This window comes from Streptomyces sp. NBC_00513, from assembly GCF_041431415.1.
GTDB lineage: Bacteria > Actinomycetota > Actinomycetes > Streptomycetales > Streptomycetaceae > Streptomyces.
In genome coordinates, this window is record NZ_CP107845.1 from 6,115,469 (window position 1) to 6,128,799 (window position 13,331).

At 70.5% G+C, this 13,331-nt stretch carries 12 protein-coding genes and 3 pseudogenes; 5 read left to right on the forward strand and 10 right to left on the reverse strand.

Annotation, left to right across the window (positions count from 1 at the left end):
- Nucleotides 1-18 precede the first annotated feature (18 nt).
- The 6 genes and pseudogenes from OHA84_RS27940 to OHA84_RS27965 form a co-directional block, all read right to left on the reverse strand.
- On the reverse strand, nucleotides 19-1,065 hold the full coding sequence (locus tag OHA84_RS27940; protein WP_266969236.1) for a serine hydrolase: 1,047 nt from the start codon (nucleotides 1,063-1,065) through the stop codon (nucleotides 19-21).
- A gap of 87 nt (nucleotides 1,066-1,152) precedes the next feature.
- Nucleotides 1,153-2,250: a glycosyltransferase family 4 protein gene (locus tag OHA84_RS27945; RefSeq protein WP_266969234.1), complete on the reverse strand. Its 1,098-nt coding sequence runs from the start codon at nucleotides 2,248-2,250 to the stop codon at nucleotides 1,153-1,155.
- Complete coding sequence (locus OHA84_RS27950) at nucleotides 2,247-2,783, reverse strand: deoxycytidine triphosphate deaminase (RefSeq protein WP_266969232.1); 537 nt, start codon at nucleotides 2,781-2,783, stop codon at nucleotides 2,247-2,249. Before OHA84_RS27950 ends, OHA84_RS27945 begins: the two co-directional genes overlap by 4 nt.
- Nucleotides 2,780-3,316 (reverse strand): dCTP deaminase, encoded by a 537-nt coding sequence (gene dcd / locus OHA84_RS27955; RefSeq protein ID WP_266969230.1) that lies wholly within the window; start codon nucleotides 3,314-3,316, stop codon nucleotides 2,780-2,782. Before dcd ends, OHA84_RS27950 begins: the two co-directional genes overlap by 4 nt.
- The gene (locus tag OHA84_RS27960) at nucleotides 3,313-4,533 is read right to left on the reverse strand and encodes a bifunctional metallophosphatase/5'-nucleotidase (RefSeq protein WP_266969228.1); all 1,221 of its coding nucleotides are present in this window, start codon (nucleotides 4,531-4,533) and stop codon (nucleotides 3,313-3,315) included. Before OHA84_RS27960 ends, dcd begins: the two co-directional genes overlap by 4 nt.
- Nucleotides 4,530-5,012: pseudogene (locus OHA84_RS27965) on the reverse strand (UDP-N-acetylglucosamine 1-carboxyvinyltransferase); the annotation flags it as partial. The gene OHA84_RS27960 and the pseudogene OHA84_RS27965, both read right to left, overlap by 4 nt.
- Nucleotides 5,013-5,014: 2 nt before the next feature.
- Here OHA84_RS27965 and OHA84_RS27970 point away from each other — a divergent pair.
- Together OHA84_RS27970 and OHA84_RS27975 are read left to right on the forward strand one after the other, a co-directional pair.
- Nucleotides 5,015-5,698, forward strand: a pseudogene (locus OHA84_RS27970) (transcriptional regulator); the annotation flags it as partial.
- Nucleotides 5,695-6,249 (forward strand): flavoprotein, encoded by a 555-nt coding sequence (locus OHA84_RS27975; protein ID WP_266969226.1) that lies wholly within the window; start codon nucleotides 5,695-5,697, stop codon nucleotides 6,247-6,249. The pseudogene OHA84_RS27970 and the gene OHA84_RS27975, both read left to right, overlap by 4 nt.
- A gap of 110 nt (nucleotides 6,250-6,359) precedes the next feature.
- Here OHA84_RS27975 and OHA84_RS27980 read toward each other — a convergent pair whose 3' ends face one another.
- Nucleotides 6,360-6,743 (reverse strand): hypothetical protein, encoded by a 384-nt coding sequence (locus OHA84_RS27980; RefSeq protein ID WP_266969224.1) that lies wholly within the window; start codon nucleotides 6,741-6,743, stop codon nucleotides 6,360-6,362.
- 329 nt (nucleotides 6,744-7,072) lie between these two features.
- Here OHA84_RS27980 and OHA84_RS27985 point away from each other — a divergent pair.
- Nucleotides 7,073-7,317 (forward strand): annotated as a pseudogene (locus tag OHA84_RS27985) (site-specific integrase); the annotation flags it as partial.
- On the opposite strand, the gene OHA84_RS27990 reads toward OHA84_RS27985, so the two are convergent.
- The 3 genes from OHA84_RS27990 to OHA84_RS28000 form a co-directional block, all read right to left on the reverse strand.
- A complete protein-coding gene (locus OHA84_RS27990) occupies nucleotides 7,302-7,886 on the reverse strand; it encodes a hypothetical protein (RefSeq protein WP_266969222.1) in 585 nt (194 codons plus the stop codon). The pseudogene OHA84_RS27985 and the gene OHA84_RS27990 overlap by 16 nt on opposite strands.
- 105 nt (nucleotides 7,887-7,991) lie before the next feature.
- Nucleotides 7,992-8,522 (reverse strand): SMI1/KNR4 family protein, encoded by a 531-nt coding sequence (locus OHA84_RS27995; protein WP_266950460.1) that lies wholly within the window; start codon nucleotides 8,520-8,522, stop codon nucleotides 7,992-7,994.
- 328 nt (nucleotides 8,523-8,850) lie between these two features.
- Complete coding sequence (locus tag OHA84_RS28000; protein ID WP_266950461.1) at nucleotides 8,851-9,864, reverse strand: magnesium and cobalt transport protein CorA; 1,014 nt, start codon at nucleotides 9,862-9,864, stop codon at nucleotides 8,851-8,853.
- A gap of 402 nt (nucleotides 9,865-10,266) precedes the next feature.
- Between OHA84_RS28000 and OHA84_RS28005 the strand changes: the two genes are divergently transcribed.
- Both OHA84_RS28005 and OHA84_RS28010 read left to right on the forward strand, forming a co-directional pair.
- Nucleotides 10,267-11,448, forward strand: a complete 1,182-nt coding sequence (locus OHA84_RS28005; protein WP_266969219.1) for a winged helix DNA-binding domain-containing protein — start codon at nucleotides 10,267-10,269, stop codon at nucleotides 11,446-11,448.
- A 45-nt stretch (nucleotides 11,449-11,493) separates the two neighbouring features.
- Nucleotides 11,494-13,239, forward strand: a complete 1,746-nt coding sequence (locus OHA84_RS28010; protein WP_266969217.1) for an AMP-binding protein — start codon at nucleotides 11,494-11,496, stop codon at nucleotides 13,237-13,239.
- The last annotated feature ends 92 nt before the right edge of the window (nucleotides 13,240-13,331 follow it).

The window sequence follows — 13,331 nt, forward strand, 5'->3', positions numbered from 1 at the left end:
GGGCGCAAGCGGTGGCGATCAAGGCTGCGCTGGGTAAGTAAGCGCGGTGCTACGAAAGCCGTTCCGAATCGCTGTCAGGGGTTCCCGATCGCGGTTGAAGCGGAGCTTGTTGGTGAGGAGGACGGCCCAGCGGTCCTGGGCTGGGCTGATCCACATACCCGTGCCGGTGAAGCCGTAGTGGACCCAGAGGTCCTCGGCCGAGGTGGTGCCGGGGGCGGGGTGCCAGAAGAGGCCGCGGGTGGGGGTTAGGTCGCCAGTCTCGATGCGGAGGGATCCCTTGATCCAGGCTGGGCCGAAGGCTGCTTGGGTAGGGACGAGCATGTGGCGGAGGAAGCGGGCCAGGTCGTCGAGGGCCGAGAAGGTGCCGGCGATGCCGCAGACGCCGTCGAGGAGGCGGGCGGAGAAGTCGTGGGCGGTGCCCTTGAGGTGGGTGCCGGTGGTCTCGTCGTACTCGGTGGGGGCGCAGCGGGCTGCCTCGGCATCGGGGAGGGGGCCGAAGCGGGTCTGCGTCATGCCCAGGGGGTTCCAGATGCGGTCGGTGGCGAGCTGGTCCAGGGGCTGGCCCGAGAGGTGTTCGGCGAGGTAGCCGAGGACGAGGGCGGCTCGGTCGGTGTACTCGACGGCCTCGCCGGGCGGGCGGTGGAGGGACTCGTGGAGGACGCCGTCGCGGATGTCCTGGGGGTCGGTGCCGTAGAGGTTCTTCAGGTTCGCGCGCAACGGCAGGCCGGCGGTGTGCGTGAGCAGGTGGTGGGCAGTGGCCCGGGCGAGGGGGTGGCCTGCGACTTCGTCCCAGAAGGTTCCCAGTGGGGTGTGGAGCTGGAGCTTTCCCTCTTCGACCAGGGTGCCGATCGTGGACCAGACGGCGAGGATCTTGGTGAGGCTGGCGACGTCGAAGACGGTGTCCAGCCGCATCGGCTCGTCCGGGCGGTCCGGGTCGAGGAGGCCGACGGCTCCGCTGGCCTGGATGCCGTCGGCGTTCCCGACCGCCCACACCGCGCCGGGGTAGACCTCGTCGCGGACGCCGGTCTGGAGGAGGTCTTCGATCCGGTCGGTGGTGTGGGTCATGGTCTCCCGATCGTCGTGGGTCGCGGGTGGTCCGCTGGCCAGGTTAGTGATGGGGGCGGGGTGGTGCCGGCTGCGCCACGGGGGGTGTCAGGCGAGCCGCCGCCCGAGGTCGGTGATGGCCTTGGCAGTGGCGGTGAGTGGGAAGCGGGCGGCGTTGGTGCGGCCGGATGCCCGGAGCATTTCGAGGAGGCCGGGCGTGGTGCGCAGGCGGTGGAGGTCGTGGGCGGCGGTGGTGGGGTTGGTGAAGTCGGTGGCCAGGCCGGTGCCGGAGAGGGCTTCGCTGAGTCCGGGAACGGGTTGGTAGAGGACGGGGAGTCCGCAGGCCTGGGCTTCGAGGGCGACGAGACCCATGGCCTCCAGGGTGGTGGAGGGCACGGCGAGTACGTCGTGGTCGGCGAAGGCCCTCCACAGTTGGGCGCGGCGGAACCAGCCGAGGTAGCGGACGTGGACGCCGAGCTGGCGGATGACCGGGGCGAGGTCGAGGAACTGGGCGCGCGGGGCGGCGATGCTCAGCTCGACCGAGCGGGTGGCGGCGACGGCTTGGAGGAGGGGTTCGAGGCCCTTCTCGGAACTGAGGCGGCCTGCGAAGAGGATCCGCAGGTGGCTGGTGGGGCGTCGGGCGGGCTGGCGTGGTGGGCTGGTCAGGAGGTGGTCGGGGATGCCCCAGGGGATCTTCTCGATCTTGCGCCTGTCCGTTTTGGGGGCGAGCTTGAGCAGGCGGTCGGCCATGGCGCCGGTGGGGACGACGATCGCGTCGGCAGCGGAGGCTGTCTCGCGGAGAACGCGCAGCTGCGTGGTGTGGTTCTCGGCGTGCAGGAGGTCGGTGCCGTGGACGAAAGCGATCCGGGGGTGGGCGGGTAGGGCCCGCAGGAGGGCGGGAGTGGCGCCGAAGGCCAGGTGGTGCAGGTGCAGCACGCTGATCTGGTGCGGGTCGATGGCGGCCGTCATGGCGTGGCGCAGGTTGGTGACGTACCGGCTGAAGGCGTAGCCGTCGAGGCACTTGCCGGATGCGTGCAGTAGGTCGATGCCGGCTGGGGGGTGGGGCCGGGCGCCGTTGGGGGCGAGCATGAAGGCGCGGGCGGGGATCGCGGGTTGGGTGCCGGCGTAGAGGTCGAGGAAGAGTTCGACGCTTCCGCCGGGGCTGGGGAACGGCAGGTCGAGGGCGGTGGCGATGACGCGGTTCACCGGCGGCCTCCGGGGTTCTCCTCGTAGAGGCGTGATGTCTCGATGCCCTCGCTGGTGCGGTACTTGAGGCCGTGCTGCTGGTAGCTGGCGGGGGAGCCGTGGGTGCGGAGGAAGACGAGCTTGCCGAAGGTCATGCTGGGCCGGACGCGTACGGGGCGGGTGGCTCGGATCTCCAGGGTCCAGCGGATCGCATGGCCCTGGTGCCCGAGCGGCGCGGAGACGTGGACCCAGATGCCGAGGGAGCCGGTGGTCCGGTCGCCGTTGAGGAGCTGGGCGTAGGACTCGGAGCCCGTCCGCTCCAGGGTGTGGCCGAGGTAGAGGTGGCCGGGCTCCAGGACGTACCCGTCGTCGGGGAGGGTGAGTTCGGAGAAGGCGGTGGGACTGGCGGCGTCGAGGTCGCCCTCGCAGACGCGGAGCGTGCTGCCCAGGCGCCAGTCGTACGCGTTTGGGGACAGGCGGTTCGGGTCGTACGGGTCGATGGTGATGCGGCCCACCTCGCGGGCGGCGGCAATGGCCGGTCCGGTGAGGATCACGAGGTCACCGCCGTGGCGTCGAGGTCACGCCAGTACGCGGAAGGCTGGGGCCCTGAGGCCGCCTGGTACTTGCCCTCGTACAGGTCGATGGCGCCCTCGGAGACGAAGAACATGATCTGCCCGATCTTCATCCCGGCGTAGACGCGCACGGGGCGGGTCGGGGTGAGCATCAGCGTCCACTGGCCGTGGAAGCCGATGTCACCGATGGGTGCGGTGATCTCGACGAAGAGCCCCAGTCGGCCGACGGAGGAACGGCCGAAGAGCAGGGGGACGAAGAGGTCGGATCCCACCTCCTCCAGGGTGTGGCCGAGGTACAACTCGCCGGGCTGCAGGACGTGGCCGTCGTCGCCGATCTCTGTGCGGCGGGTGGGGTTCGGCCGGTGGGCGTCGAGTACCTCGTTGGTGTAGGTGAGCAGGGTCCCGCCCAGGCGGACGTTATAGCTGTTCGGGTTGACCTGGGTCGGCATGAAGGGGGAGATGCGCAGCCGTCCGTCCTTCGAGGCGGAGGTGATCTCGGGTCCGGTGAGGATCACTGGTCGTCTCCGTTGGTCAGGATGCTCTTGATCGCCGATCCGAGGCTGAGGCCGGCGGGGTGGGCTCGGCTGTCGAGACAGGTGTCGGCGAGGTAGTCGGTGGTCAGGATGCTCGTCAGACCGACGGGGAGCGGATCGGGGGAGGCAATCAGGGGTCCGGCCTGCTCGGTGAGGTGAGTGAGCAGGGCAGCGGGGTCATGCCGGAAGGCCGGCGCGACCTGGGCCTCGACCAGGTTGTTGTCGAACGGGTCGATGGCCAGCAAGTCTCCCGCGGTGAGGACTTCGCCCAGCAGCGTCGTGCGCACCGCGGTCTCGTTGAGGACGACCGCCTCGCTGCCCAGTCCGCTGCGCAGCCGGTCGGCCAGTTCGCGGAGCAGAGCGCGGCGGTCGAGCGGCTTGTTCCGATGGGGCGCGACGAGACGTCCATGCGGCTCGGCCAGCTGTGCGTCGATGGAGGCGATCTGTTGACGGACGGAGGCCAGCTCGGTCGGTAGGACGGATCCCGAGGTGTCGGGGAAACGGGCGGTCCGTCCGACCCAGCCTTCGGGGGAGCGCTCGGCGACTGCGTAGCCGACCGCGAGTTCCTGGCCCTTGAGCACGAGGGTGCTGCCGACCCGTTCGGGTCCGGTGTGTTCGCTGTGGCAGTGGCCGGCGAAGACCACGTCGAGGAAGGGGCACGCCTCGGCGAGCTGGAGGTCCTGCTCGAAGCCGGAGTGGCTGAGGAGGACCCAGGAGTCGACCTTGTGGTGGTGCGCGAGCATCAGCTCGCGCAGGGCGTGGACTGGATCGGTGACGCGGTGGCCGGACCGCTGCCCGACCGGGATCGACTTGAACGCCTGCTGGCCGATCACGGCCGTGACGGCCGTCCGTCGGCCTGCGATGTCCACGATGCGCAGACGGCGGAAGAGCGCGTTGCCGCTGGAGTCCTCGACGACGTTGGCGCATACGGTCCGTTGGTGGAGGCCCGGCTCGAAGTAGTGCGGCCAGCCGTGGTTCCCGGGAGCGACGACGTCGTACAGGGCGAGCAGGATGTCCCGTTCGAGCCCGCCACCGCCGAGGCGGTAGTACCCAGTGCCCTCGAAGAAGTCGCCGCAGTCCACCAGCAGGCTGTCCGTGCGCGACTGGTGGAGGTGCCCGAGCAGTGGGCCGCCGGTACCGAGGGCGGAGTGGACGTCGGTGGTGGCCATGATCTGTCGGAGAGAACGGGCCGTGGTCATGGCGCGACCTCGCAGATGTCGGCGCCGAGGTGGAGGAGCTTGCCGGGCAGGTCGGCGTGGCCGCGGCGGAGCTGGTCGACTCCGCCGAGGGTGGTGATGCCGCGGGCGGTCAGGGCGGCGACCATCAGCGCGGAGCCGGTGCGGATGTCGGTGGCCTCTACCCCGGCTCCGGTGAGGCGTTGCGGGCCGGTCAGCCGGCATTCGGTGGGGGAGATCTCCTCGATCTTCGCGCCGAGCCGGGCCAGCTGGGGCAGTAGGTTTCCGTGGCGGCCGGGGTTGATGGAGTCGGAGAACAGGTGTGTCCCGGGCTGGCCGAGGGCCAGTGCCATCAGGGGAGGTTCGAAATCGGCGTCCAGGCCGCCGACGGCGAGCGTGGCGATGGCGCGCAGGGGATGGCCCGTCGGCCGGGCGGCGCTCCCGTCGACCAGGAGGACGTCCTCCCGTACCGCGGTGGGGATGCCCAGCCGTTGCAGGGCTGCCTGCGGACCCCGGCACCGCGTGGCTCGCCGTCGGGCGCGCGATGGCCGAGGCCGAACGCTCAGGTGATCCGCTCGTCCTCGCCGCCAGCGTCCGCCTCCACGCGCACGTCCTGGTCCGCGAACAGCACGCCGGCCAGGCCGTCACACTGATCAAGCACACGGCTTCACAACTCGCCGGCGCGTACGACCGGCAGCCCCACCACCACCTCTCCGTGCTGGGGTTGTTGCTACGGCGCGGAGTCACGGCAGCCAGCAGGGCCGGGGACCGCGCTGCCACCGCTGAGTTCCTGGCCGAGGCCAAGGCGGTGGCGAAGTACGTCGCCCTGGACCACCCCGACGCCTGGGCCAACTTCAGCCCCACCAACGTGGCCCTCCACGAGGTCAGCGCGGCCGTTTCCTTCGGCGACGCGGGCGTCGCCATCGACATCGCCCGTCCGCTCATGCGCCGCCACATCCCGGTTCCCGAGCGTCGGGCCGCCCTGTGGGTGGAAGCCGCCCGCGCCTACGCACAGCAGGGCCGCCTCGCCGACGGCTACCAGGCCCTGCGGATCGCGGAGACCTGCGCAGCCCAGGAGGTACGGCGCCCAGCCGTCCGGGACCTGGTCGCCGACATGGCGGCGCGCGACCGTCGGCGTACGCTGCCAGAGCTCCACCACTTCAGCCGCCGACTGGGAGTACCCGCGTGACCGAGCCGCAGCCCAAGCCCTTCCTGTACGTCGTCGTCTGCGCGGCGGGGAACGCGGGCGACGTCGGCAAGCTGATCGACGCCGCGCACGAGCGGAGCTGGGACGTCGGCGTCGTCGCGACCCCGCAGGGGCTTCCCTTCCTCGACGTTGCCGCGATCGAGGAGCGGACCGGTTACCCCGTTCGCTCTGCCTGGCGCGCGCCCGGCGACGCACGGTCCTTCCCGCCCGCCGATGCGATCGCCGTAGCCCCGGCCACCTTCAACACGGTCAACAAGTGGGCGGCCGGCTTCGCGGACAACCTTGCCCTCGGCATCCTCTGCGAGGCTCCGGGCATGGGCATCCCCACCGCCGTCCTGCCTTACGTGAACACCGCCCTCGCGGCCCACCGCGCGTACCAGCGGAGCCTCGCAGAGCTGCGCGAGATGGGTGTTCTGGTCGGCAGCTACGAGCCTCACCGCCCGAAGTCCGGCGGCGGCGCTGACCATTTCCGCTGGGAGGAAGCCGTCGACCTCCTGGCTCCGTTGCTGGCGGCAGGGGCCGCCCACCACTGATCCTGCGACTGCCAGTGGGTAAGGCCTGCCGGACTTGCGCATCGGGAACGCCTGCGACCGGTGACCGGGAGGTACCCGGTCACCGGTCGCAGAGTGCTGTTCAGGGCCCGTCAGTCTTCATAGGGGAGGTATATGCCGCCATCCGGAGCGGCGATGGCGCACAGGCGCTCGTACTCGGTGCGGTCTTCCTCTGTCATGTGCGGGAGTACGTCCATGACCATGCGGGCTTCGGGGTGCCGGGCGAAGTACGAGAGCACGAGCTTGGTGAGGGCCTGCACGGCCTTGTCCTGTTCGAGGGCGGCCGCGGCGTTGCGGGCGGTCAGTGCTGCCACGGCCTCGAGTTCGGCGCGCGTGGCCTGGAAGGCGGTCGTCTGTTCGGCCTGGGTGAAGGGGCGCCCGTCACTGTGGGACCAGGTGTTGGTGTCGGGTCGGAGCCTGAAGTCCGCGTCCAACAGCAGGGCAATGACTTCGATGCGCAGTTCGGTTTCGGGCATGCGGGGGTTCCTTACGGGATGGGGCCGGTGGTGATGTTTTCAATGCTCCGGAAAATCCCCGGTTTGGCTGACCGGGGATCGTCGGCTATGTAGGGACGGACACGTCCTGGCGTCAGCGCCGGCGGGAGGCGTTGTTTGTGACCTTCGGAGCCGGTTGTGTGGTCGCCGCGTGCCGGGGGAGCGATGCAGTGGGATCGGCAGGAAGGTGCGCGAGACGGCGGAGACGCCAGACGAGGACGTCGCTGACGGAGGTGGCGCTGTCCAGCTCCCGGAGCCGCGTGGCTTCTGCGAGGAGGCGGTCCGGGTTATGGCCTGCGGCCCGGGTTAAGGCTTCGCGCAAGGACGGCTTCCCGTGCTCCGGCACACTTACGCCTCGGTCCTCCTCGAAGCGGGCGAGTCCATCGTGACGCTCGCCCGGTGGCTCGGTCACTCAAGTCCGACCATCACCCTCGACCACTACGCCCACTTCATGCCGGAGGCCGGCGGCAAGGGGCGCGCGGCCATCGACGCACTGCTCGGCACGGTGCCCGAGTACGTACCTGAGGGCCTCGTCTCCTCTCACGGCAGCATCTGAGAGCCCGTACCGACAGCGGTCGCCTGCGCCCGGCAATGTTCCAGCCCCGCCGTTACCTCCGCCTGGTCCGGGCTGTCCTCGGTCGCCAGAAGTTCCCCGGCCGTAACCATGGCCGCCCAGAACTCGGGAGGTGAGCCCCGCCCGTCCCGGAACCGGGTCTGGGCGAAGAGCAGGAAGATCTTCGTGAGCTCCCCGGTTCGAAACCAGGGGATCATGCCGCCAGGAAGGCCTCCGCGGGCGCAGGCGGCAGTCCACAACAGGTTGCGGATCCGCTCGCCGCGACCGTCCAGCATTTGGTCCACGACGAACACGTGCCCACAGGCGAGGAGCATGGCGACGATGTCTTCCTCTCCCGCCTCGAACTCGTCGAAGAGGGGCCGTGCCTCGTGGATTCGAGCTTCGGCGTCCGGCCGGGACACTCCCAGGGCCAGACATAGGGCCAACGCGCAGGCGTCCCAGTCACCGGTGCGCGCTGCCAGTTCGGCGAAGACCTCCTCCTCGCCCTGTCCGGCGGCCAGCATCTCGCGGGCCTCCAGAACGAGCGCGTCCCCGCCTTCCCCGTGCTTCATGGCCAGAGGCTACAGCGATGCTCGAACGCGACAGAGGGGCGCGGTGACTTGAGCGTTCCGTCATTCCCGTGATTCCGGCTGGTCGTGCAGGTGACGACGCTGGGTTCAGCGGCAGAGTTCCATGATGGTGTCGTCGAAGTCGGGGAATTCCTGGGCCGCCAGCTCGATCACGGCCGCCGCCGACCGGCGCTGGTGTGGTGCGAATCCTTCGGCGATGGCTGCCAGCTGCGGATTGGGGCGCGCCTTCCAGTCGGGCTCGTAGGAGGTGGCGGCTTCCCAGGGGCCGAAGCCGTCGGCCAGGAGCCACAGGAAGTCGCCCAGGTCGCGTGCTACGACACCGGTCTCGCCCTCGGAGCCGAGGAAGACGATGGGCTGCTCGGCCAGAGGGTGGCTCGGGCGGATGAGCCAGATCGCCGCGTACCCGCCCGTGCCGTCCTGTCCGAACACGCGGAAGTCGTTGCCGTCCAGTTCGCTGTTGCCGGTCCATGCCTGGAACCAGTCGGTGGTCTCGGCAGCGGACAGGAAGGCCGGGAAGGGTTCGAAGTCGACCCCGGTCTTCCCGTCGGCGTAGTCGAATCGAACGGCCATCGCAGTGGCGAGCGCGGCGGGGAACTGTCGGTCATCGGTGGGCTTCACGGAGACAGGCTAGACAGGGGGTCGGACATCGTCGCCCTACGGGCAAGGTTGTTGGACGACTGCCGGCTTGTAGTCGTCGGGGGAGACTGGACAGGCCTGGTCGCGACAACGGGTGGCACAGCATCTGCTGTGCCACCCGTTGTCGTTCCCCTCCGCAATCGCGTGCCGTCGAAGGTGGTCGGCGGTGCGGGAGGGCCAACCCCAAGGTGCGGGGGAGCGCCCGGCATAGGCGGGCTGCGGATTCTCCCCAGATTCTCCCCAGGGGGTCCTGCGGGCTACTTCTCATCGTTCGCAGGAGCTAAGTTGATCAATGGTGCTGCTGTGTGGTCTACAGCCAGTCGCGCTTCTTGAAGATGACGTACAGGCTGACGCAGACGACCGCCATCAGCAGGATCGCGAAGGGGTAGCCGGCCGCCCACTGGAGTTCGGGCATGGTCTCGAAGTTCATGCCGTAGATGGTGCCGACCAGGGTGGGGGCGAAGAGGATGGCGGCCCAGGCGGAGATCTTCTTGATCTCCTCGTTCTGTTCGAAGCCGGCTTCGGCCAGGGCGCGCATCTCGGCGTTCTGTTGTTGGGAGACCAGGGTGGCGTTGACCGTCAGGATTTCGGTCAGGGCTTGGCGGAAGCCGTCGACGCGTTCGCTGGTGTGGGTGACGTGGTCGGCGACGTCGCGGAGGTAGCGCTGGAGTTCCTCGTCGGTGCCGTACTTGGCGAAGCCAGCCATCAGGCTGTGGAGCATGCCGACCAGTGGGCGGGTGGCGCGCTGGAACTCGACCATTTCGCGGGAGAGCGCGTAGATGCGGCGGGAGACCTCGGGGTCGCCGCGGAAGACCTCGGTCTCGATCTCGTCCATGTCGTTCTGTACGCCCTCGACGACCGGGGCGTACCCGTCGACGACCGCGTCGAGGATGGCGTACAGGGCGGCTTCCGGGCCGAGGGAGAGGAGGTCGGGGGTCTCCTCCATTCGGCGGCGGACGGCGGAGAGGTCGGGGGCCGCGCCGTGGCGGACCGTGATGAGGAAGTCCGGGCCGACGAAGACGTGGAGCTCGCCGAAGTCGACCTCCTCCAGGGCGTCCAGGTAGCGGGCGGCGCGCAGGACGACGAAGAGGGTGTCGCCGTAGCGTTCCAGCTTGGGGCGTTGGTGTGCCTCCAGCGCGTCCTCGATGGACAGCGGGTGGAGGTTGAACTCGGCGGCAAGGGAGTGGAGTTCGGCCTCTGTCGGGCGGTGCAGGCCGATCCAGGCCATGCCGTCGGGCTGTTCGCGCAGTTGCCGGAAGGTGTCGGCGAGGGTGGCGGGGGACGCGGCCCGGCGGCCGTCGCGGTAGACGGCGGAGTCGATCACGCTGCGGTGGTTCGGGGGTGTCGATTCCGGCGACGCGGGGTCCGGGGCGGACGCCGACGCCGGGGGAGTGGTGGGCGGGGCGCCAGCCGGGGAGGAGGGGCGGAGCCACCCCGTACGCCTCGACGACGAGCCCGACGAGCCCGACGTGCCCGACGAGCCCGACGAGCCCGATGAGCCCGATGAGCCCGATGAGCCGGGTGAGCCGGGTGACCGCGAGGGACCCGGCGGGGAGGATGCGGCGTCCGACGGCGTGGAGGGACGGCGGTGTGGGCGCTCCGGCATCGCAGCTCAGCTCCCGTGGTCGGTCGGACGCGTGTGTGGGGGCGAGGGGAAGGATATAGGGAGGAATGGTCCATGACGTTGCGGACCGTTCCTGTCCGCAAGCACGGCTAGCGTGCTGCCATGGCTTCCAGAACCGCTCCCGTACTCGACACCCGCGCACTGAACCGTGCCACGCTGGCCCGCCAGCTGTTGCTGAGCCGCGCCGAGATGTCCGCGCGGGACGCCGTCGAGCATCTCCTCGGGCTCCAGGCGCAGAACGTCAAACCGCCGTACTTCCAGCTGCACGCCCGGCTCGCCGGGTTCAGGCCCGCCGAGTTGGCCGGGCTGATGGAATCCCGCGAGGTGGTTCGGATGGTCACCATGCGCTCGACCATCCACACCCACACCGCGGACGACGCGTTGATCCTTCGGCCGCTGGTCCAGGCGGCGCGCGACCGTGAGGTCAACCAGTTCCGCAAGGGTCTCGTCGGGGTGGACCTGGACCGGCTGGCCCTCGAAGCGCGTGCCTTGGTGGAGGCCGAGCCGCGCACCATGGGGGAGATCCGGGAGGAGCTCCTCAAGGAGTGGCCCGAGGCCGATCCGCAGTCCCTGGCCGTCGCAGCGCGCTGTCTGTTGCCGCTCGTACAGGTCACCCCTCGCGGGGTGTGGGGGCGCAGCGGGCAGGTACGGCTCACGACCGTGGAGAACTGGCTCCAGCGGCCGGTCGGGGAGGCGCAGGGCGACGGGGAGGTGCGGGGCGACGTGGCGGAGGCGCAAGGTGTGGGCGAGGGGCGGGGCGTCGACGAGGTGGTGCTCCGGTACCTCGGCGCCTTCGGGCCCGCCTCGGTGAAGGACATGCAGACCTGGGCCGGGCTGACCCGGCTGAAGGAGTCGTTCGAGCGGTTGCGGCCGCGGTTGCTCACCTTCCGCGACGAGAACGGTGTCGAGCTGTTCGACCTGCCCGACGCGCCGAGGCCCGATGCCGGGACGGCGGCCCCGCCGCGGTTCCTTCCCGAGTTCGACAACCTGCTGCTCTCCCACGCCGACCGGTCCCGGGTGATCGCCCCGGAGTTGAAAGGCCGTACGTGGACCGGCAACCAGCCCCACCGCGTGTTGCTCCTGGACGGTTTCCTCGGCGGGCTGTGGACGGCGGACGCCGGAGTGCTGACCGTGGAACTCTTCGAACTCCTCGGCCCGGTGTCACGGGCGCGGAAGGAGGAGATCGTCGCCGAGGGGGAGGCACTGCTCGCCGACATGGCCGACACTCCCGCCGGTACGGGTACGGGTACGGGCGCCGTGCGCTTCGGGTCAATCCGGGGCTGACGGCGGCCTGGTGGTGTCCGCGTCCGGCGCGGCACGATGCCTCTCATGACGGAGAACAGCGCCACCCACACCTTCCTGGCCGCGCGGGACTTCCTGCTCGATCGCCGCGGGGACTACGAGGCCGCCCACGCCGGGTTCACCTGGCCCCGCCCCGAGCGGTTCAACTGGGCCCTCGACTGGTTCGACCACATCGCCCGGGGAAACCCGGCCGACGCCCTGCGCATCGTCGAGGAGGACGGAACGAGCGAGGGCGTGTCCTTCGAGGAGCTGAGCGCGAGTTCGGGAGCCGCGGCGAACTGGCTGCGCGCCCAAGGCGTCGCGGCGGGGGACCGGATCCTGGTCATGCTCGGCAACCAGCGTGAACTGTGGGACGTCATGCTCGCCGCGATGAAGCTCCGCGCCGTGGTCATCCCCGCCACCCCGCTGCTCGGCGCCGCCGACCTCCGCGACCGGGTCGAACGGGGCCGGGTACGGCACGTCATCGCGCGCGCCGAGGACACCGGGAAGTTCGACGAGGTGCCCGGTACCTACACCCGGATCGCCGCCGGACCGCGCGTCACCGCCGGACCGCGCGCCACCACAGGCCCCGGGACCGGCCCCGAGGTCCCCGCCGGGTCGGAGGTTCCCGCCGGCTGGCTGCGACTGGCGGACTTCCACGCCGCCGACCGGAGTTTCAGCCCGGACGCGGAGACCCTGGCCGGCGACCCGCTGATGCTGTACTTCACCTCGGGGACCACCGCCCGTCCCAAGCTCGTCGAGCACACCCACGCCTCGTACCCGATCGGGCACCTCTCCACCATGTACTGGCTCGGGCTGCGCCCCGGCGACGTCCACCTCAACATCGCCTCGCCCGGCTGGGCCAAGCACGCCTGGTCCAACCTCTTCGCGCCGTGGAACGCCGGTGCGACCGTCTTCGTCCACAATTACACGCGCTTCGACGCCGAGCGGCTGATGGCCGAGATGGACCGGGGAGGCGTGACCACCTTCTGCGCCCCGCCCACCGTCTGGCGGATGCTGATCCAGTCCGACCTCACCAAGCTCCGGAATCCCCCGCGCGAGGCGGTCGCCGCGGGTGAACCGCTCAACCCGGAGGTCATCGAAAGGATCCGCGAGGCCTGGGGCGTGACCATCCGCGACGGCTTCGGCCAGACCGAGACGACCCTCCAGGTGGGCAACTTCCCGGGGGCGCCCGTCAAGCCCGGCTCCATGGGACGTCCGGCGCCCGGCTACGAGATCGTGCTGCTGGACTCCGTCACCGGCAAGGAGTCCGAGCGGGAGGGCGAGGTCTGCGTGGACCTGCGGACCCGTCCCGCCGGGGTGATGACCGGCTACCGCGACGACCCGGGGCGCACCGCGGAGGCCATGGCGGACGGGCTCTACCGCACGGGGGACATCGCCGCGCGCGACGCCGACGGTTACCTCACCTACGTGGGGCGGGCCGACGACGTGTTCAAGGCCTCGGACTACAAGATCAGCCCGTTCGAGCTGGAGAGCGCGCTGCTGGAGCACGAGGCCGTGGCCGAGGCCGCCGTGGTCCCCGCCCCGGACCCGCTCCGGCTGGCGGTACCGAAGGCGTACATCACGCTCGCCGCCGGATGGGAGCCGGGGAAGGAGACGGCGCGGGTGCTGTTCGAGCACTCGCGGGCGGTGCTCTCCCCGTACAAGAGGGTCCGGCGCATCGAGTTCGGTGAGCTGCCGAAGACCGTGTCCGGCAAGATCCGTCGGGTCGAGCTGCGCGAGCTCACCGAGGCCGGGTCCGGGGCGGAGTACGACGAGGCCGACCTGGACTGAGCCGAGCCGGGGCGCCGGCCGGCACGTCCCACCCCGGCCGGCGCCCCCGCCCGGTCCTCACGCGCGCGCCCCGCGCCCGATACCCGCGCAGG